The sequence below is a fragment of the Paenibacillus sp. FSL R5-0623 genome (assembly GCF_037974265.1).
Classification (GTDB): Bacteria; Bacillota; Bacilli; order Paenibacillales; family Paenibacillaceae; genus Paenibacillus.
This window is the reverse complement of record NZ_CP150233.1, coordinates 3,180,376-3,201,198: the sequence shown is the minus strand read 5'-3', so window position 1 is coordinate 3,201,198 and position 20,823 is coordinate 3,180,376. Positions and strand designations below refer to the sequence as shown.

Genomic DNA, 20,823 nt, shown 5'->3' with positions numbered 1-20,823 from the left:
TATTCGCAAGTGCTCCTCCCCCATCAATCAGGTGTTCGCTCGATTCTTCCGAAAATGTGCCCACCCTTTCTTCAGCCATGCGACACCGTAGATCATAGCTGGAAGGATTAATAAAATGCTGATCGTATACAAGTTGGCTGAAGCGCTAACCAAACTGGAAATACCGGATCCACCGGACACAACCCAGTAAGCAAATACCATGCACAGGAACGAAAGTGGACCAACCACAGGTTTGTAGTCCCGCAAACCAAACCATTCTGCGGTTGATGTAGCAAAGATATATAGAAAGACGGAAATTTTAACAAAAATACCGAAAATCCAGATGGCAATAATAAGGGATTCGATATGCTGCAGAAAGTCCGCAATAGTTATGTATCTTGCTGCGATCATAACAGGAAATACAAATGTATCCGTCAAATCACCAATTAAAAACAGGCAAAACAGATTGGTAACTGTCATTGCAGTTGTCGTAAATACAAGGGAACCCAGCATGACCCGGGTTATTCGTTTTTTTTCATTCACATAAGGTAATAGAAAAGCCAACACAATATATTCACTAAACCATGCAGCAGGTGCAGCAGCCCCCGTAATAATGGGAATTGGACCTTTCTCCATGAAAGGAAACAGCTCGGCAGGATTCAGTTCACCAATCAATAATATAAAGATCAAAGCCAGCAGCACGATCAGCAGGGTAACAAACACCTGAGAGGTTCGTCCGACAACTTCAATTCCGAGTCTGACATTAATCGCACATACAACAACCATCGTACCCATCACAACAAACAAAGGTGTACGCGGAAGTGCATTATTGACAATGAATTCACCGTATTCCCGAATAATCAAGCCCGTCAGGTGGGGCAAAAAAGCGATATAGATCAGACCGAATAACTTGCCCGGAATCCGACCGACGATCAATACACTGGATTGAATGAGCGTTTTTCCTGGGTAGAGACGATCAAGTCCAACGGAAATACCAATAGCAGCCAATCCAACGATAGAACCTATAATCGGAGTCATCCACATGTCATGTCCTGCATAATGCATTGTAATTCCAGGCACAGACAGGATAGCCGTCGCGAGAATGGCGGGAAAGACCATAAATGCCAATTGAGTAACCGAAATTTTCCCTTTGTCCGTCAACATATGTAATCCCGCTCCCTTGTTTGCTCGAAATGTAGATTGTTCTAGTGTGGTTTGTTCCTTGGGGATGGACGCCACCATACATCCTTAAGTTCCTTAGCCATCGTAGGTGCTACCGGTGAGAGATAAGGTGTTCCAAATGAACGAAGACTGCTTAGATGAATGACAACCAAGATGACTCCCAGCATGACACCCGTGAGGCCCAGCGTTCCTGCAAGAAACATCATGGGAAAACGTAGCAGACGGGTCGCTATGCTGGCAGCATAGCGAGGGATCATGAAAGAAGCGATACCAGTAATCGCGACAATGATAATCATGGGGGCTGAGACAATTCCGGCACTCGTCGCCGCTTGCCCAATAATTAAGGCTCCCACGATACTGACCGCTGATCCGACCTGCTTTGGCAATCGGACGCCAGCCTCACGCAGTGCTTCAAAGGCAATTTCCATAATGAGCGCCTCCACCAGTGCGGGAAAAGGGATCTCTTCTCTCGCCCGAGCAATACTGAGAAGCAATACGGTAGGAATCATCTCCTGATGAAACGTAGTAATCGCTACATAAGCCGATGGAAGCAGCATCGATAAAACAAAAAAAATGTATCGCAGCCAGCGTACAAAAACACTCATGAACACATTTTGATAATAATCTTCAGGGGATTGTAACATGGAAAAAATGGTTACTGGCGCGATAAGGGTAAACGGCGTTCCGTCAACGAGAATAGCAAACCGACCTTCCAGCAAGTTGGAAGCAACGACATCCGGACGCTCCGTCGCAATCATCTGTGGAAATGGTGAATATCGCTCATCGACAATCCCTTCTTCAATGTATTGACTCTCCAGTACGTCTTGGAGCTTTAAATTGGCAAGTCGTGTCTGCACTTCCTTAACAAGTTTGGGGTCAATAATCCCCTCCATGTATACAAGTGAAATACTTGTGTTTGTACGTTCTCCCATGTTACGTGTATGAATCTTCAATGCAGGTGTCTTGAGGCGTTTGCGCAGTAAAGACATATTCATGGTCAACGACTCTGTGAAACCATCCCGTGCACCACGCACGGTCGATTCAGCTAACGGTTCCTCCGTTGAACGATTTGCAGCCTGGTATAGAGGATATGTAGTTCCGCCTATTGAACCGTCCAGCAGTAACAGAGCTTCTCCTTCTAATATGGCCTGTACTGCCTGAGTAGTCGTTTCAACATGCTTAACTGAAGCTAGAGGAACTTGCGCAGCTTCGATCCCTGTTTCCTGAAGGGGCGTTAGTACCTGGCGTTCCAGCCGCTCCGTATCGCATACACCAACACAATATACGCATAATGCTGATGTAAGACACGCGGTTTGGAATGTATGAAATACAACGTCCGAGCAACCCGCAAAAACGGAGCGTAACATTTCTTGATCAATAACAAGTTGTCCGGTTAATGGCAGGTCCTGTTGTGTTATCGCTGATGTGTCCATGACGCCTCCCCTTTCCGTAAACACTCCGTCCAGATATTCTCAGTTAAAGGTATCCTTTACTTATCAGATGGGATATATACGCAAAATATAGAATGCCAAAAAAGCCGCCCTCATGAGCGACTCTGATGATATAGAACGCTATTCATTTCTGCCGAATCCGTTGACCTTTCTCTTTGCAATTCCCTATTTTCGGTTGATCACTATCCTTTCACAGCACCTAAAGCAACACTCCCAATAATCTGTTTGGAAAATATAGAGAATACAATAATAATAGGCAGGATTGAGATCGCTACCCCCAAATACAAGAGCCCATAATCCATCCCGTAGTACCCCTGCACTAGCGCAACCAATACTGGAAGCGGATATTTATCCAGGGAGAAAAACAGCACAAGCGGTGTCAGGAAATTATTCCATGATCCGATAAACGTGAATATGCCAAGGGCGGCGATTGCCGGCCCCAGAATAGGCAGTACAATCTGATTGAACGTCCGGAACTCACCGGCACTGTCCACCCGTGCAGATTCAATAATCTCATCCGGAATGCTGCTCTCCATGAACTGTTTGATAAAAAATACATTAAACGCGTTAGCCGCAGCAGGCAAAATAATTGCGGCATAACTATCCAGCAGTCCCATCATGCTGAATAGTCGATATACGCCAATCAAAGCCAGTTGACCCGGTACCATCATGGTTGCTAACAGAAACAGGAACAACCCGTTTCGTCCTTTGAATTTAAATTTGGCAAATCCATACGCAGTTAAGGCCCCAATATACAGAGACAACACGGTCGATGTTCCGGCAATAAATATGCTGTTGGCAAACCCACGCCATATGTTGATTTTGGATACCATGTTCATATAGTTATCAATCAAGAATGATCCGGGAAGAAAGGTGAACGTTGAAGCAATCGTTGCATTGTTATGTGTGGAATAGATAAGCATCAGATAAAATGGAATAATGCATAGCACGGCAAGACCTGTCAGCAACACATAGATGATGATTTTGCCTGCCGTCAGCCCCCTTGTGGTGGCATATTGCTGAATCGCCGCATTTGGTTGTTCAACTGATTTTGCAGTTTGCATAAGAACTCCCCTCCCTATGAACGGCTCTTCCGCTTGGTCATGATGAAGGATGCAACGGACAACAATATGATGATAATAAACAGGCAAAATGCGATGGCAGCCCCGTAACCAAATCGTGTGCTCTGAAATGCTACATTATAGAGATACATAATGCTGGTCATGGCTGCTCGGTCAGGACCGCCATTGCCGTTGGTTAGTGTAAATGGCTGATCGAAAATCTGGATGCCACCAATAATGGATGTAATCATCTGAAACAGAATAATTGGACGGAGCATCGGCACGATAATATGAATGAAAATATGTTTCTTTTTCGCGCCATCCATCTGGGCAGCCTCCAGCAGAGAAGGGTCAATGCCCTGAAGACCAGCTAGGTAGATAACCATGGAATAGCCGAAGTATTGAAAAAACAAAATGGATGATACAATCAGACGCATAAACCAGGGGTCATTTTTCCAGTTAATTGGATCCTGTATTATGCCGGTCTGCACCAAAAAATGATTCAGTCCGCCAGACTGCCAGTCAAAAATCAGGCTGACAAGCAATCCAAGTGATGCCGCCGTAACGATGTTGGGAAAAAAATATACGGCTCTGAAAAAGTCCCGTCCTTTGAGCAGCTTATCATTCAAGATAAAAGCCAACACAAGTGAGATTGTGAGCTGTGGAACTACAGATACGCCCCAGATGAATAACGTATTAAACAAGGTTTTGTAGAACAACGGATCTTGTAATACGGCAACGTAGTTACCGATCCCTACAAAATCAGGTGTCGTGATCCCATCAAAGTTGGTGAAACTGATGTAGAGGGAATATAAAATGGGATACAGCCCAAAAGTGGTGAAAATAATAAAAAACGGAGCAATGAAGTAGTAGCCGTAATGGTCCTTGCGAATCGTTTTGGCAAACATGTTCTATCCCCCCAGTTATCATCGGATGTGTATATTCATTCGCTTACTAATCCACTTCCAGCTCCGGAAATCTCAAGGTAACATCACGTTTGATTCGCTTTACGACTTCATCTTTGGTCTGAATGTCCTTATTGAGATATAACTGGAGTACAATCTTGTAGATATCATTGTTAATCGTGGCATCATATTTGGTGCGTTCGTATACAGGTACCCGTTTTGCAGCCTCCGAGAAAAACTCGAAATGCTTTTGTCCTCCCAAATAAGACGATGAGAGAGACGGGGCAAGTTCATCATTCACAACCATGTTGCTGGTGAAATAATCCTGTTCTTTCGCTAACTCGGACAGAAAATCGTGGTCAAAATTATAGAACTCAATAAACTTCCAGGCCAAATCCTTTTTCTCACTTTTACTGTACATCGCGATATAGGTTCCACCTGAACTAAAGGCTGACGGTCCCTGGGCTAAGCCCCACATGCCTTCGGTATCCGGAGCGTTCGCCTTGAACGTATATTGCAAACCCCAGGTTGCCCCGGGATAGAACATGACCTCTCCTTTTTGCATGGATGCAGCGTAACCTGCACTTCCATCTTCATACTCGGCAAGTACATTCCGCTCACGTGCTTCACGTACAAGATCGAGCACTTCCAAGTAAGTTGGATCGATGACAAGTTTGCCGTCCTTCACCCAAGGTATACCATCATATGAATTCGATATTGCGTTCCAATTCGCCAATGCATGTACTTTATTCCCGCTAAGTTGCTGCACCTTCTCTCCAATCTCGAAGATCTTCTCCCATGTATCGATCTGTGAACCCACCTGCTCAGGATCATCGGTGCCCAGATATTTCTTCGCCAAATCCCGGCGATAGTAGATGCCCCCTGGTGTTCCCTGATAACCTATCGCTCTGACATTTCCCTCACTGTCCTGTTCATTGGCCTGAACAAAAGCATATTGTTCCTGGATAAGTTCATTGGCGTTATACGGCGAAGCTGATAAATTCTCCAGATATGGAACGTCAATCAGCTCTCGAATATTCGCATTTTCAATCATAAATACATCTGGAGCCTTCGAGGTTGTCTGTAGCGCAGATTTCAGCTTGGTGATATAGAAATTACCGGGGATGTTGACAAAGTTCACTTTGATGTCAGGATATTTCTGTTCAAATTTCTCGATGGCATACCCTGCTTCATCCGTAAAACTCCACACAGTAATCTCCTGTTGCTTGGTTTGACTCGATGAACTGAACTGACAACCAGCTAACAAGATCGCTGCACATACAAATACAATAGTTGGCTTAAACCACTTCTTCATAGGCCCCCTCCTTCAAAAAGGAAACGCTTACAATTTATTAGAGTATATTGATTTTGGAGAGGGCTTTCTCCACAAATATTGTGCATTACCCTCCATATTTTGTCATATTCGTACGATGTTTCTTACGAAATTCGGAGGGTGTGCATTCATTATATTTTTTGAATAGACGATTATAGGAGTTAACATTGTTAAATCCATGTCCGATCGCAATCTCCAGAATCGTATCCTGACGGAACAATAAAGCCCACTCGGACTTGATAATTCGAAAATGATTCAAGTATTCCATCAGTGTTACTCCCTTGATCTCTTTGAACAGCTTGCAGACATGGAACTTGCTGAATTTAATATGTTCCGCCACCTGTTCCAGCTTAATGGGCTCAGCATAGTGCTCCTCCAGGTATTCACAGACCGACTCAAGGAATTCAAATTTTTTGGAGGAAGTACATACCCATCCTGAAGATGAAGATTCATCAGTGGTAACCGGTACTTTGGTACGCAATAAAAGTATGATGAGATCATACAATCTGGATACCATTAGCCATCGGTATCCCGGCTTCTGATTTTTCTTCTCGGTAATGATGTCATCTATATATTGAGTCAGATTGCTCTGACTTCCCGTATTCGAGGGAATAACTGTTGTTTTGTTGAAAAGCTGTCCGAGATCCTGAATTTCGGCTTCGGTCGTGAAACTCCCCGTTAACAATTCGAGTCGGAACAAGATAATGGTCAAATGTTCGGTCCCCGGCAAAAAGCAGTGCACATCCCCTGGTTTGATCAGCAGCACATCCCCTTTTTCCAACTCACACACGTGGTCGTTCACACCAATTCTGGCGCTCTTACCATTGACGAGAACCAGCTCAACCTCATCATGCCAGTGTGCAGCATAATTGAACTGATTTCCTGTATGAATTACCCGAATGGGAAAACCTTCTTGCATATGGCCTGTCTCCAAAAAAGTGGGTACGCCCATCGTATCACCCTCCATTTATTCCCAATGCAAATAACTCCTCGTCTTTATATTATGCATAAATGTCTACTCTCCTTTCTTTTTAAGCATTTAAAATTTCTATAGAATGGAAAAAAACTCCTCAACTCAGGTTGAGGAGCCGAACAGAATCACGTTCCACGCATTGGATGTCCAGTGTATATAACGTCTCTACGATCTCTCCGTTCAGCAGTCGGAAGAGAACATGACCTGCAAGCTGGCCTGCATCCCTCTTCGGCTGACGAAATGTGGTTAGAGGTGGATTCATGTACTGAGATGCAGGTATATTGTCAAAACCAATTACGGATAACTGCTCAGGTATTGAGATATCATGCTCCCTGAAGGCTTCCAAGCCGCCGATCGCCATTTCATCATTGGCAAAAAATACAGCGGATGGCAACTCTCCTTCAAGCAGTTTCTTGGCTGCATTGTAGCCATCTTGCTTCATGTATTGTCCGCCAATTTTCCATTCGGGGTTCTCTTCAATGCCTGCCTCCTTCAAGGCTTTCAAATAACCTCGATAACGATGGAGATTACATTCCGATTGTGACGGGCCACTAATATAAGCTATTGTCCGATGCCCTTTATCGATCAGATAACGGGTAGCCAAGTAACCGCCTTGCGTATCACTCATCAAAACCTTTACAATATGTTGAGCATCCAGATCCCGATCCATGACAACAATCGGAAACCCTGCTTCAGATGCTTCAATCAGCAATTGATCTTGAATATTCTGAGCGATAACAATAGCTCCGTCAATTCTTCTTTCACGAATGTAACGATGGGCTGTCGACTTCTCTCCACCCAACGAACTACATACAATCATATCGTATCCATGACTCATGACGACCGTTTCTATTCCGTTCACCAAATCCGAGAAATACGGGCTGGACATGTCATGGACAATAATACCAATGGTATGTGTACTATTTCGTTTTAATTCCGATGCAGGACCATGCCTAACGTAATTGAGTTGACTCGCTGCTTCAAGTACTCGGAATCTTGTTGGCTCACTTACATTCCCTTTATCGTTGAGTACGCAAGATACGGTGGAACTGGCTACACCAGCCATCTTGGCTACATCTTTAATCGTTGTCATCATATATACTCCTCAAAGACAGTTTCATCTGTTTAATCCATTATGGCGTAACACAGCAATATACATGGGATAGTTCACTAGCATTTTAACACGTCAGTTCGGTCATGTCTCTTAGCAAAACATCAACTACGAAAAAACATATTAAAGAAACCGAGGTGCCTTCATGAGATTTAGTGAATATGTAATAGGTCAGCGCTACGAAACCACATCCTTGGCATTATCCAAGAGTGATATTATTGAGTTTGCCACAATCTATGATCCACAGTACATGCATTTGGATGAGGAAAAGGCTAAGCAAGGCCGCTTCGGCAGTTTAATTGCTTCTGGCATGCAAACGATGAATATCTCCTTTAAATTATGGATTGAGGTCGGGGTCTATGGAGAGCATGTCGTGGCGGGCACCGGAATGAACAACATTCAATTCCTGAAACCGGTCTTTCCGGATGATGAACTTCATGTCATTGCAGAAGTTATTGGACTGTCTCCCAGACGCAAAGGAAATGGGATTGTTACGGTGCTGCTGAGTACTTTCAATCAGAAGAATCAAAAGGTATTTCAGGCAGAATTAAGTGCATTAATCGATAATTAAGACTGAGAAAAAGCCCAAAAAGCCGCCAATTGGCGGCTTTTCGTAGATATATCACATTGAAGCATTTTTAAGCGTTATACCCTTTCAATACCTGCCCCAAAATCTCTACGCCCTTGACAATCTGTTCGTCTGACGGAGTTGAGAAATTAAGTCTGATGGCATTACAAGGGTCTTGCTCGTTCACCAGGAATGCATTTCCCGGTACAACCGCAACCCCTTGAGCTGCCGCTGTCTTGGCATAATCAAGCATTGGCACATGTGCTGGCAGATCACACCAGAGGAACAGTCCACCATCCGGTTGGGTATAGGTAATGGACTCACCCATATGCTCTTGCAGCTTGTCCATCATCAATGTTGCTTTTCTCCGATAGACCTCACGAATGCTGTTAATGTGCCCCGCGTAGTCATACTCTGTCATGAACTTGTACGCCAGGATCTGTGGAAGCATGGCCGTATGTACGTCTTCTCCCTGTTTCGCGACAACCATTTTCTCCACGACTTCGTGTGGCGCTTGTACAAAACCAACGCGCAGTCCAGCCGACAAAATTTTGGAGAATGATCCAACATAGATGACCAGACCCTCATCATCCATAGACTTGATGGTTGGCACATCATCCCCATTGAATCGAAGTTCTCCGTACGGGTTATCTTCCAAAATCATAACGCCATACTTCTTAGCCAGCTCATATATGGCTTTACGTTTCGCAAGACTCGTTGTTACACCAGTCGGATTCTGAAAACTCGGGATCACATAGATCATTTTTACATTAGGCTCCGTTTGCAGTGCCTGTTCCAGCTTCTCAATATCCATACCGTCCATCTCCATCGGAACACCGGCAAGCTTCGCACCGGATGCCCGGAAGGAGTTCAGAGAACCAATAAAGCTCGGACTCTCACAGATGATTGTATCCCCTTCATTACAAAATACTTTACAGGCCAGTTCAATCCCCTGCTGCGCTCCAGATACAATGAACAATTGATCGGATGGTTTACCGGTATCAAAACCTGTCTTCAAATGTTGAGTCAATGCTTCCCTGAGGGGAACATATCCTTCCGTTATCCCATATTGCAGAGCTGTGACCGGGTCATGCTCCAGAATGGATTGAGTGAATGTGCGAATCGCCTCGATAGGAAAGGTTTCCGGCGCAGGATTTCCCGCGGAGAATGGAATCACATTTTGCCCCGAAGAAGCCTTCAGAATCTCACGAATAATGGATGGTTGCAGTGCTGCGATACGATTGGAAAATGAATAGTTCATCTTAAATAGTGCCTCCCGACATTTCATCTGAATTAACTCTCTATCATTACATTAGATTCTATTATACGAGCATTTCCCGAATTTCCAAACTGTCTCCACCAAATTAATGTTTGTACACCAGAAAAGAGGCCGCCGTCAGCAACCTCTTTCGCATAAATATTGAGCAAACTTTCAGCCTGTTAGCGCGCTGCATTCATCTCGGATAACCGCGTGGCCTTCACAACATAAGCGGCTAAACCGGGGATCATCCGGGCCAGACCAGGATAGAATTTATTGGTTTTGGCAAAAGCCAGCTTTTGAATTCTTCTTGCGCGTCTGAGCAATTGGGTGAATTCTCGGCTTGCTTCCAGCGTGTAATTACTCTGCCAATCGGCATGTTCAATATCGCCTTGCAGGTACTTGTCAGTCCACCTTGCACACAGGAGTGAGGAGCGAAGGGCAATGGACATTCCGTCTCCACATAAGGGCGGTATCATCAGCATGGCATCCCCGATATGCGGATATTGAGACCACGGCTCAGGAACGTTGGACAGATGCAGCGGCGCAATTGACACTTGCGTTCCATCTACAGGCTTTCCTTGAGCTAAACAGGCCGCCAAACTCACGTTTGTCAGCGATGCCGCCTGTAAAATATCGTTTACAGACTTGCCACTTCCCTGGACGGTATCCAGTGTCAACAATGCGGCAACATTCACAATGCCATCCTCAATCGGAGAAATTCCCACGTAACCACCCTCGCAAAAATATAACTCTACCCGTGCGGGAATCTCTATCCCGCTGAAGTGGGACTTAACGCCAACATATACGGTTTGGTCCCGCAGATCAGGTGAGGAAGCCATCCCGCGCGGCTTTTTGGTCCCATGTGCTCCGATAACAGCTTTGGCTCTGTAACTGATCCGCTCATCTCCCTGTTTCACCTGAACCTCATAACTGGCATCCTCAAACTGCTCGATGCTCGTTATGGTCGCTTTGGTCACAATCTGGGCTCCGGCCTCCAGAGCCTTCTGATGCAAAATCTGGTCCAGCTCATATCGACTTATGCCATATGCGAATCCCGGCAGCGGTGCTTCGATCACTCCGCCTTGTGGCATAACGATTTTGGCATGATCCATGGTGCTGGGTTTCTTCGACTGGTCCAGAAGGTGAATGTCCAGAACTTCTAACATCTCCTTGGTTTCGGGTGACATGAACTCACCGCAGGTTTTGTGCCGCGGGAACTCCTGGCGATCCAGCAAAAGGGTCCGATGTCCTTTCCCTGCCAGTTGCATTGCACATGTACTGCCGGCAATTCCGGCTCCGATGACAATCACATCTATCGATTTCGACACGTAAGATCACCTGCCTTTCGTGGGAATAACAACAGAGTAACGGAATAATGGCTTCCATTCATAGGTCATCGTATCATGATTGAGCCGTTGTTTAAGTTCCTTCCAATCCCTCCCTGTAAAACCTTTGGCTACGGAAAGAGGCCCATCATGACGAATGTACCGATTGCGCGAGATCATCCGTGTAGTAATCCAAACCGCCTTATAGGATACGGGATGGCGGTGAATATCATTAATAACAACACCGTATCTGGATGCTCGCAGCATATGAGAAACCATATCAACCAGTTGATCTCCGTCAAAATGATGTACAAACTGGGAGCCCGTCACGATATCTGCTGAAGCATCCGGCAGTTGTGTAAGATCGGCACGTTGTACCTGGACTCGGGGTTCGTGACGGAATAGTTGTCTCGCTTCCTCACACGCCTCTTCCGTCAGATCAACCAGCGTAATCTCCAGCTGAACACCCTGACGATCCGCCCATTGCAATAGTTTCTGGTTCACATCTCCTGAACCTGCGCCCACATCCAGCAGGGTCAGCTTATTCGGCTTACCGACGGAGTTCCATAACTTCTCTACACCAGCCAGAGTTGGGCCAGGTGCTGCAAATATTTTGTTAAGACGTCTCAGATGTCTAAGCGCTTCACGCAGCTCCTCCCCTCCCAGAGAGAAGTCATCCATCAGTTCATCTTCCTTGGCCCGAATGGACAATGTTCTAAAAAAGGACATGATCGTGCTCCTCCATCACTGAAGATAATGAGGGTACATAAGTGAATTGCATCAACTCTGCGGTGAGTCCCGGTCCAAATGCCATGGCTACACCATCTGTGGAAGATTGACCCTGTACCTTCATGTCCTCACGCATCGCGTTCAGTACAAACAGAATGGTATTGGAGGATAAGTTACCAAACATTCTGAGGACATCCCTGCTATACTTTGTTTGCTCGTCTCTAAGCTCCATTACATTCTGCACAGAGTCCACAATCCCACGTCCTCCCGGATGAATGGCCCACAGTTCAGGCAGCTGTTCACTTTGCAATAAGAGACGCAGTTCCTCTTCCAGGTGAACACCTAACAGCTTCGGAATACGTGGGGATAGATACAGGTCATACCCCAGATTCCCCACCTCCCAGGTCATATCTTCAGTCGAATCCGGAAGAAGCACAGAATAACCCGTTCCCAGACTCAGATAATGCTTGTGCCGAGATTCTGGTGTACCCACTACACAAGAAGAAGCAGCGTCTCCGAAGAATGAAGCTGCAAACAGCGCTTCCCGATCTTGTACGGGCTGAAAATGAATGGTGCACAACTCTACACAGACCACAAGGACCTGTGATCCGGGAGCTCCCTGCACGACATCTCGTGCCATCTGAATGGCTTTCAACCCTGCGGCACAACCCTGAAAGATCAGCGGCAGTCGATTAACTCGGGCAGACAAACCCAAATGACGGATGAGCATAACATCAAGACCTGGCAGATATTGACCGGTGCAGCTGACCGTGATGATATGCGTGATGCTCTTAGGAGATACGCCTGAATCCTCCAGGGCTTTCTCTGCCGCCTCAATCCCAAGCGGAAGCGCCTCTCGCTTGTATGTATTCATTCGTTCTTCGGTTGTCGGGATGTCTGATCGCTCTCCAGAGGGCAGATAACGGCATTCTTCCAGTGAACCCAGATAGCTCGGTTCCACGGTATATCGTGTTTCAACACCACAGGACTTGAATATTCGTCTGGCAAAACGGGCCAAATCTGGCCGATCCTGAAGAGAAGAAGCGATTAATTCTGCAATATCTGACTGTGCTACGGGATGCGCAGGTAGAGACGTTCCCATGCCAAGAATCGCGATATCGGATGGACTGTTATATTGGTTCATAATAAACCTCCTGGTATTGGTCATTATTTCCTCTAATTTAACAACTCTTACCCTTAACGATATCGTTATAATCTCAATAAGGCTCCTAATCTAGTTTATTAACACATCTGCAAGCTCAGAAGCTTGTTTCACCAAGCCATTGAAGCAATCACACCAATGAACGAAAAAAAGCCGCCATTAGGCGACTTCAAGGTAACTATATTCCTTCTAAGTGTCATTCTGATGCAAGTTATTTGGAAAATGCTTCTCTGATCTTGTCACTCATTCGGTACCAGGCATCCTCAGCCATCTGGAGATCCCCAGAATGCGTAAATCCATGAGCGGCTCCCTCGTACTCCTTAAGCGTCACCTTCACACCGCTTGCTTCCAGCCTTGCTGCATATGTTCTTGCTTCTTGGGCCAGTGAATCTTTCTCCGCGGTAATAATCAATGCTTCCGGAAGTCCCTCTACTGATGTTGCGAGCACAGGTGAAGCCAACGGGTCTTGCGCATCTTCTGGCGTTTCAAGGTACATGGCATTGAACGTTCTGGCGATATCGGCTGGAATGGCTTCTGCAAAACTCGGTTTCTCGTCCGGATCTGTAGCCACATCCAACACGGCATAATCCATAACTTGCAGAACAATCGGCAGCTCGCTACCTCGTTGCTGATTCAGTAAACACACTGCTGCAGCAAGATTACCACCAGCACTATGCCCCCCAATAGCGAATAGAGACGGGTTAACCGAGAAGGATTCCGGATTGGCGTGGACCCACTGTACAACGTCGTAACATTCATGGACCGCTGTTGGGAACTTATGCTCTGGTGCAAGACTGTAATCGATATTAACGACCACACAATCAGATCGATCAGCGATCAAGCGACACCATGGATCATCCATCTCTGCTTGTCCCAAGATGAAACCACCCCCATGCATATTAAAGAAGACCGGCATAGACGCGGATTGGTCCCTATCCGGTGTATACACAAGTACACGTGTATCACCTTTGGTCGTAGGAATCATGACTTCTTTTACTGTGACAGCATATGTGGAACTGGGTTGAAGAGCTGCATCTGTACCGACGACATTTTGACGCATACGTTGTACCATTGCCAGTTGTTGTTGTTGATCCATAGATATCACACCTTTAATGGATTGCCAATAATGCTTCATGTTAACATTCAGTTCCAGGAGATCGGTTTGGATCCGTGCTTGTTTCCCTTTTTTTGTGGAACATCATCCAGACCCCCATCAAACAAAATAAAACGCTGCAACCCATGCCAAACAAACTACTGGTTTTTAATGCAAGAGGTGAGCCTTGCATGGTAAGTAATGTCGCTTGGGTCACCACGATGGATACCATCGCATCGGTGAAGTTAATCATTTTCAATGTAGATATGATCGGGTTATGGAGATGACGGTTAGCCCAGGTACCATACACGGCAAAAACCAACTTGGTAAAAGCGACTGTTGCTACGATGTACACAATGATACCCTCATATATGAAGGCATCGCCGATTAGATACATTCGCAGGCAGACCATCGAATAGGACGCGCCCAGTAAACACAGGAACAGACCTCCGCGTTTATATACCGTAAGCTCCAATCTATATCTTTCTACGGGAGATTCCATCCTCTTGGTAACTGTATATTTATGGAGCACTTGGCCTTTTGCCACACACAGAATCAGATAATATACAGCATTTGTAATGAACCATCCCGAAAACAAATATATGCCCAGGATTAACTTGCCTATCCCTGTTACAGCATTGATAACAAGGGAAGCCACATTAAACAAGGCTGTTCGATCTTGTTTATTTCCAAGGTAATGGAACCAAACGGACTTCAAATATGTCTTCATTTTCATAGGATATTCATTCTGTTAGAGAAGCAGACCATTAGCCTTTTACCTACCTCATATATTTCTTCTTATCTCTTACCGTTCAGAGAATCCCGAATCCTTTTCGGAAGGGATTTAATAACCATATCATAAGAGTGATCGATCATGACGTAGACATCCTCATCGGACAAGGAACCATCCAGCGTAATGGTATTCCAGTGTTTTTTGTTCATATGATATCCTGGTCGAACCGCTTCATGCTGCTCTCTTAGGTTCTCTGCAATTATAGGATCACATTTTAAGTTTAATAGACCATTTTCTTCTTTGTTTTCGAAAAGTAATGCAAATATTTTCCCTCCGACCTTAATGGTTACAGGATCAGGCCCAAATGGATATTCCTTGGTCGCACCTTTTTTCTTCAAACTGTATTCAATTATCGTATCCTTCAAGTCAGTACCTCCCTTTCACCAGTGAACGATATAATGATACCGAATGTAAGTTCGTATGTAAATAAGGTTGTTACACATAAAAGCGTATAATAAAACCTCCTCCATATGAATGGAGAAGGTTTTGTCTGGATTTATTTAGATCTTAATTGGCTCTATCATTCCTAGTTTTGCTGCTGCGGCTGAATGAGCCATGGTTAGATTTACTGCTACTGCTGTTGGATCTACTGCTATTGGGTCTACCGTCGTTTGAACGACTACTGTTTGATTTACCACTCTTGGCAAACCATTCGGACTTGGGCTTGCGTGCCGGGTTAGCTTTGGACTTCGCCGGTTTGCCTGCAGCCGATTTGTTGAACGAAGGTTTACTGCCTGATGCTTTGCTGGTTTTATCAAACACAGGTACACCTGTCATTGGATACGGATGACCTTTCACTTCAGGAATCGTCTTTTTGATTACTTTCTCGATATCCTTCAGGAATGGAAGTTCATCCTTCTCACAGAACGAAATTGCCATCCCGCTTTTGCCAGCTCGCCCTGTACGTCCAATACGGTGAACATACGTTTCCGGAATGTTAGGCAGGTTAAAGTTAATGACATGTGAAAGTTCCTCTACGTCAATTCCTCTTGCCGCGATATCCGTCGCAACTAATACACGTGTTGCACCACTCTTGAAGTTGTTCAGTGCCCGTTGTCTCTCGTTCTGAGACTTGTTGCCATGAATAGCCTGTGCCGTAACATTCGCTTTGGCCAAATCACGTGTAACCCGGTCAGCGCCGCGCTTCGTGCGTGTGAACACCAATGCCGTGACGATGGATTTATCCTCCAAAATTTGGTTCAACATATGTTGCTTCTTGCCGTTCTCCAGCAAATATATAGACTGCTCAATGCGGTCTACTGTTGAAGATACTGGTGTGATTTCTACTTTGACTGGATCAACCAGCAGGGTTTTAACCATTTTGGTGATTTCAGGAGGCATCGTAGCTGAGAAGAACAGCGTCTGCTTTTTGTTCGGCATTTTGGCAATGATTCTTTTCACATCATGAATGAAGCCCATGTCCAACATCCGGTCTGCTTCATCCAGAACGAGAATTTCAACCATCTTCAGATCAATCCGTTTCTGGTTAATCAGATCGTTCAATCTGCCAGGTGTTGCGATAATAATATCTGCACCTTGATTCAGCGCACGCTCTTGTACTTTTTGCGAAACGCCGCCAACGATTGCCGTACAACGAATGTCCGTATACCGGCTATATACCTTGATGTTATCCGCGATCTGAATAGCCAGTTCTCGTGTTGGTGTCAAAATTAATGAGCGAATATGTCGTGCGGACTTTGATCCTTGTCCTTTGGATCTTTCGCTTAATAATTGAATGATCGGCACCGAAAATGCTGCCGTCTTGCCTGTTCCTGTCTGTGCACATCCCAGCAGATCTCTGCCAGCTAATACAGCTGGTATGGCCTGTTCCTGTATAGGGGTAGGATTAGTATAGTTTGCTTTGCTTAACCCTTCCATAATAGAGGGGATAATATTCAAGTCCTTAAATGTCATGTTGTCTCCTTCATTTACGCACATCTATCAATAAGACGCATCTTTTATTTCACACGTAACGTATAAGGATACCATTAAAAATGTAATTTGTACATTATCTTTTTAAAATCACTTTGTTTAACTGACCAATTTAAGACCAACTGCCGATCCGAGCACCATAGCGATAAACAGAATTCGTAGGGCATTTCGAGGTTCTCCATAAAACACCATGCCCAGAATGGCACCACCGGAGGCTCCAATTCCCGTCCATACGGCATATGCTGTCCCCATCGGAAGAGTTTCCATCGCAATGGACAGGAACAGGAAGCTTAGACCAAACCCAGCTACCAATAGAACCAGTGAAATGAGACTACGGTCTTTGTGCAACTTGTTTATCATCAGCACTCCGATCATCTCAAATATACCTGCCAAGATAAGAAATACCCAGTTCATTATAGCTGCACCTCCTTATTCTTCTCTTTGCTCAGCATTTTAAGCCCAATCACGCCGAGTAAAAGTACACCAATGAGTACCATTTTTCCAGTTTGGACAGTCGCATTAAACAAAATAATCTCTGCAAGTACCGTACCAGCAGTACCCAGGCCAACAAATACTGCATACACGGTTCCCACAGGCAATGTCCGCGAAGCTGCAATCATCAAGGAGAAACTAATGATAATTGCAACCAGCGTAAACCCCCATTCCAGCAGACCACTGGCATGTTTCAATCCAATGACCCAACCCACTTCAAACAACGCAGCAATCACAACCGACATCCATGTTTTATTCATTCTTGTAACACTCCTTCTCTACTACATTTTTTTCTACAACCCGTAAGGTTCATTAGCGTAAAAACAAAAAAAGCCTGGGAAACAAACTGCATGTAGCAGTTCATCTCCCAGGCTTTTATCCCTCCGTGGCACAACCAACAGGTTGCGGGTTTTCTCTCGGACCAGACCGATACATACATCGCGGAACCCTAGAAAACCTGTTTTTATTCTAATGTGACTCCAATTATACACACTTCCACTATCTTGGCAACCCCATAAATGTGATCATACCATTTATTTGATAATCAAACCCATTAATCCTACAAATGTGGCGGCTTGATGTGGTGAAATCACACAACCGTTGAGATCTTCCATGGTCAACACCAAGGAGTCAAATTCGCAATCGCTAAGATCCAAATCCTTCATTTTGGTCCCCGTTAAGGAAGCTTGGTCGATGTTACATTGACTGAACTCCATTTTTTGCAGTGCCAGATAGGCAAAGTCCGCACCAATCAAGGTACATTCCGAGAAGGAGACCTGTTTCAGATGGGCAAAACGGAAATTGCTGTAGTCGCCTAGACCATGAAGGAAATTGACATTTTGCAATCGGCTATTGGAAAAATCCGTTCCGACAAACTTGCAATTATGCCATTCGATTCGATGCATGAAGGCACCAGAGAGATTGACATTGGAGAAGTCGCAGTGTTCAAACCGGACATCGGTGAATTCAAATTGTTCCAACGTAGACTCCGAGATAGTCACATGTCTAAATACAACATTTTCAAAGGAAACCTTATTCGCTTCCTGTTGATCCAATGTAATGTTCTCGATCAGTTTGTGTTTGTACTCCACTTTGGATTCCAGGAATGCAATCGTTTCCGGTTCGAGCAACTGCTCCTGAATCTTGGGTTTGTCCATTTTCATATCGTATTCCCCGATTCCTTAATAGCTACGACTCGCAGTCGGCTTCTGTCCAGATACCACTGTCGATCCCGCATCAATTGTGGCTGTACTTTTTTCTCAACTGCTTCCATAATAACATCCTGTTCCGCAGGTGTGATACCACTGAATAAATACTCAGCGAAGCTGGTCAACCACTTTCTGACACCTGGCTTGAACGGGGTAAATTGATCCACGTGCTGGGCCAGACTAACACGAAATCCATGTTGCTCCAGTAGATTAGCATATTCGCCAATGGTCGGGTGATACCACGGATTCCGTCCTTCCCATTTGTATCCACGGGCATTCAGTTCTTCTCTTACCGCTGTAATTAATATAGCCGTGTTGCCATTTGCAGCAAACTCAGCCACGAATCGCCCGCCCCTCTTGAGCGCTAACTGTATTGATTGTACTACAGCTGGAGCATCCTTTATCCAATGCAGAACGGCATGAGAGAAAACCGCATCAAACGGTTCTTCTGTCCGATAATGACAAGCATTTGCTACTTGAATATTCATATCAGGGTATTTCTGTTTAGCTTGCCTAATCGTCTCTTCTGAAAAATCTATACCTGTTGTCAGCGCTCCTGCGGCTGCAATTTTGGCTGTCATCTCCCCATTGCCACAACCCACATCAAGAATACGTTCACCTTGGGATGGCTGGAGCAAGGATAAGATAGGTGTTTCCTGTAACGTACCAAAAGGAGCGGAATAACCACTCCACGATTCGTTCGTTTGACCGGATGAATGTCCGTTATTCATAGATTATAATCTCCTTTTCAATTAAGGATCTAATGTATCTATAATAACTTTAATATAAAGGAACTGTCAATTCACTCATCAGATCACTATAAAAAAAGCCGCCGAATGGCGACTTTAACATTAAAAATTCGGATCAACTAAGATTTCCTGGTACCGGATGCGGTACATACTGTTGTCGATTTCGTTCATAATGGCTTTTCTGGACAACCCTGCCCATATATTCCACATCTTACACTCTCCTTGAATTTGTTCTGTAAACTGATGTTGTCTCGACCTCTTCGGTAACTAGCTCTAACCAGCATGTGAAGTATATCTCTCGATGTACGGAATTTTCTTCGAACTTGATCTGTGATTCAAGCCTGTCAATCAATATTTGCCTCACATGGTTTGATAACCACTTCATCACCTTACTCACCAACTTTTCGAATAAACTTTAATCGCTTTGCTCTGTTAACATACTCTTAGTATGCCGAGTCTTGGGCTGCAAGCGGTATATCAATCGTCTTAATTGATTGCCTGATCCTCTCAGGCCCCCTTTTGGTTCTGTACGGTAAGCTTTATAATGTAAGTAGGTTAAATCCGTGAGGAGGATACGTATGACCGAAGAATTATTTCAACCAAAACAGGAATTGAGTGACCTGATCGAACGCCATTCCCACCATAACGGTGCAATGGAAACGGCGATTCCTTCCTTGTTTGTCTATCACCATTCCAAGATTAGTGAGCCGGCATACAGAGTATATAAACCTTCATTTTGTGTAATTGTTCAAGGGTTGAAAGAAGTATTGCTCGCACAGGAGCGTTATGAATATGGACCTTCCAATTACCTGATTGCTTCCATGAATCTCCCGGTCATCGGGCAGATTATCAAGGCATCCGCAGATGCACCCTACTTAAGTCTCAAGCTCGAATTCACACCGAACCAAATTCTCGAAGTACTTAACGAATGCAATATCAAGGTAACCTTCAACGAAAACGCCAGACGAGCCATGTTTGTAGGTCAGATGGAATCTTCCATTCAGGACGCTGTACTCCGACTTGTTCGATTGCTGGATACGCCGGGAGAGATTCCGTTTCTGGCTCCATTGTACGTTAAAGAAATCCTGTTCCGCCTCCTTCAAGGGCCTTACGGAGGAGAACTGGCGCAGATTGCGGTTGAAGGTAGCAGCACTTATCGGATCAGAGAAGCGATTGAGTACATCGTTCATCATTGGGAACAGCCATTTCGCATTGAAGATCTGGCTGAGACCGCCAGCATGAGCGTCTCTTCATTCCATCGTCACTTCAAAGAGATCACAGCTATGAGCCCATTACAATTCCAGAAACAATTAAGATTACAGGAAGCCCGGCGACTTCTGATGGCCGAATCTGCAGATGCGGCAGATGTAGCATTCCGGGTTGGCTACGAGAGTGCTTCCCAATTTAGCCGCGAATATGCACGCATGTTCGGTGCGCCGCCAAGAGCCGATATCCGACGGCTGAAAGAGAAATACGACATGAGCTTGAGTGAGTAACCCATTATGCACTCTCTATC

Annotated in this window: 21 protein-coding genes and 1 riboswitch; of the genes, 2 read left to right on the top strand and 19 right to left on the bottom strand. The window is 45.0% G+C overall.

Annotation, left to right across the window (positions count from 1 at the left end):
* Positions 1-27: 27 nt before the first annotated feature.
* From MKY92_RS14055 to MKY92_RS14025, 7 genes are all read right to left on the bottom strand, one after another.
* Complete coding sequence (locus MKY92_RS14055) at positions 28-1,143, bottom strand: endospore germination permease (RefSeq protein ID WP_339301332.1); 1,116 nt, start codon at positions 1,141-1,143, stop codon at positions 28-30.
* 41 nt (positions 1,144-1,184) lie between these two features.
* Positions 1,185-2,594, bottom strand: a complete 1,410-nt coding sequence (locus MKY92_RS14050) for a spore germination protein (RefSeq protein ID WP_339301330.1) — start codon at positions 2,592-2,594, stop codon at positions 1,185-1,187.
* 200 nt (positions 2,595-2,794) lie between these two features.
* Complete coding sequence (locus MKY92_RS14045; RefSeq protein WP_339301328.1) at positions 2,795-3,676, bottom strand: carbohydrate ABC transporter permease; 882 nt, start codon at positions 3,674-3,676, stop codon at positions 2,795-2,797.
* A 14-nt stretch (positions 3,677-3,690) separates the two neighbouring features.
* Positions 3,691-4,581 carry a sugar ABC transporter permease gene (locus MKY92_RS14040; RefSeq protein WP_036608160.1) on the bottom strand — a complete coding sequence of 297 codons (891 nt, stop codon included), beginning with the start codon at positions 4,579-4,581 and terminating at the stop codon, positions 3,691-3,693.
* Positions 4,582-4,627: 46 nt separating this feature from the next.
* A complete protein-coding gene (locus tag MKY92_RS14035; protein ID WP_339301327.1) occupies positions 4,628-5,893 on the bottom strand; it encodes an extracellular solute-binding protein in 1,266 nt (421 codons plus the stop codon).
* Positions 5,894-5,978: 85 nt separating this feature from the next.
* Positions 5,979-6,863 (bottom strand): AraC family transcriptional regulator, encoded by an 885-nt coding sequence (locus MKY92_RS14030; RefSeq protein WP_339301325.1) that lies wholly within the window; start codon positions 6,861-6,863, stop codon positions 5,979-5,981.
* Positions 6,864-6,981: 118 nt separating this feature from the next.
* Entirely contained in the window at positions 6,982-7,980 is a 999-nt protein-coding gene (locus MKY92_RS14025; protein WP_339301323.1) for a LacI family DNA-binding transcriptional regulator, read from the bottom strand.
* A gap of 160 nt (positions 7,981-8,140) precedes the next feature.
* On the opposite strand from MKY92_RS14025, the gene MKY92_RS14020 reads away from it, so the two are divergent.
* Positions 8,141-8,566, top strand: coding sequence for a MaoC family dehydratase (locus MKY92_RS14020; protein WP_091016472.1), 426 nt, complete (start codon positions 8,141-8,143; stop codon positions 8,564-8,566).
* A 67-nt stretch (positions 8,567-8,633) separates the two neighbouring features.
* Here MKY92_RS14020 and MKY92_RS14015 read toward each other — a convergent pair whose 3' ends face one another.
* From MKY92_RS14015 to MKY92_RS13960, 12 genes are all read right to left on the bottom strand, one after another.
* Positions 8,634-9,824 (bottom strand): PLP-dependent aminotransferase family protein, encoded by a 1,191-nt coding sequence (locus tag MKY92_RS14015; protein ID WP_076317962.1) that lies wholly within the window; start codon positions 9,822-9,824, stop codon positions 8,634-8,636.
* A 179-nt stretch (positions 9,825-10,003) separates the two neighbouring features.
* Entirely contained in the window at positions 10,004-11,152 is a 1,149-nt protein-coding gene (locus tag MKY92_RS14010) for an FAD-dependent oxidoreductase (protein ID WP_339301320.1), read from the bottom strand.
* Between the two features lie 6 nt (positions 11,153-11,158).
* Entirely contained in the window at positions 11,159-11,878 is a 720-nt protein-coding gene (locus MKY92_RS14005; protein ID WP_221819438.1) for a methyltransferase domain-containing protein, read from the bottom strand.
* Entirely contained in the window at positions 11,865-13,022 is a 1,158-nt protein-coding gene (locus tag MKY92_RS14000) for a type III polyketide synthase (RefSeq protein WP_339301318.1), read from the bottom strand. The genes MKY92_RS14005 and MKY92_RS14000 overlap by 14 nt, the downstream gene beginning before the upstream one ends.
* 229 nt (positions 13,023-13,251) lie before the next feature.
* The gene (locus MKY92_RS13995; protein WP_339301317.1) at positions 13,252-14,136 is read right to left on the bottom strand and encodes an alpha/beta hydrolase; all 885 of its coding nucleotides are present in this window, start codon (positions 14,134-14,136) and stop codon (positions 13,252-13,254) included.
* A gap of 40 nt (positions 14,137-14,176) precedes the next feature.
* A complete protein-coding gene (locus MKY92_RS13990) occupies positions 14,177-14,863 on the bottom strand; it encodes a hypothetical protein (RefSeq protein ID WP_339301315.1) in 687 nt (228 codons plus the stop codon).
* Positions 14,864-14,931: 68 nt separating this feature from the next.
* The gene (locus MKY92_RS13985; protein WP_339301313.1) at positions 14,932-15,291 is read right to left on the bottom strand and encodes an MmcQ/YjbR family DNA-binding protein; all 360 of its coding nucleotides are present in this window, start codon (positions 15,289-15,291) and stop codon (positions 14,932-14,934) included.
* 142 nt (positions 15,292-15,433) lie between these two features.
* Positions 15,434-16,840: a DEAD/DEAH box helicase gene (locus tag MKY92_RS13980; RefSeq protein WP_036608186.1), complete on the bottom strand. Its 1,407-nt coding sequence runs from the start codon at positions 16,838-16,840 to the stop codon at positions 15,434-15,436.
* Between the two features lie 117 nt (positions 16,841-16,957).
* The gene (locus MKY92_RS13975; RefSeq protein WP_339184883.1) at positions 16,958-17,272 is read right to left on the bottom strand and encodes a multidrug efflux SMR transporter; all 315 of its coding nucleotides are present in this window, start codon (positions 17,270-17,272) and stop codon (positions 16,958-16,960) included.
* A complete protein-coding gene (locus MKY92_RS13970) occupies positions 17,272-17,610 on the bottom strand; it encodes a multidrug efflux SMR transporter (RefSeq protein WP_339184881.1) in 339 nt (112 codons plus the stop codon). The genes MKY92_RS13975 and MKY92_RS13970 overlap by 1 nt, the downstream gene beginning before the upstream one ends.
* A gap of 102 nt (positions 17,611-17,712) precedes the next feature.
* A riboswitch (guanidine-I (ykkC/yxkD leader) is annotated at positions 17,713-17,813 on the bottom strand.
* 70 nt (positions 17,814-17,883) lie between these two features.
* Entirely contained in the window at positions 17,884-18,513 is a 630-nt protein-coding gene (locus MKY92_RS13965) for a pentapeptide repeat-containing protein (RefSeq protein WP_339301312.1), read from the bottom strand.
* Positions 18,510-19,289, bottom strand: coding sequence for a class I SAM-dependent methyltransferase (locus tag MKY92_RS13960; RefSeq protein ID WP_339301310.1), 780 nt, complete (start codon positions 19,287-19,289; stop codon positions 18,510-18,512). Before MKY92_RS13960 ends, MKY92_RS13965 begins: the two co-directional genes overlap by 4 nt.
* A gap of 596 nt (positions 19,290-19,885) precedes the next feature.
* Here MKY92_RS13960 and MKY92_RS13955 point away from each other — a divergent pair.
* Positions 19,886-20,803 carry an AraC family transcriptional regulator gene (locus MKY92_RS13955; protein WP_339301308.1) on the top strand — a complete coding sequence of 306 codons (918 nt, stop codon included), beginning with the start codon at positions 19,886-19,888 and terminating at the stop codon, positions 20,801-20,803.
* Positions 20,804-20,823: the final 20 nt, after the last annotated feature.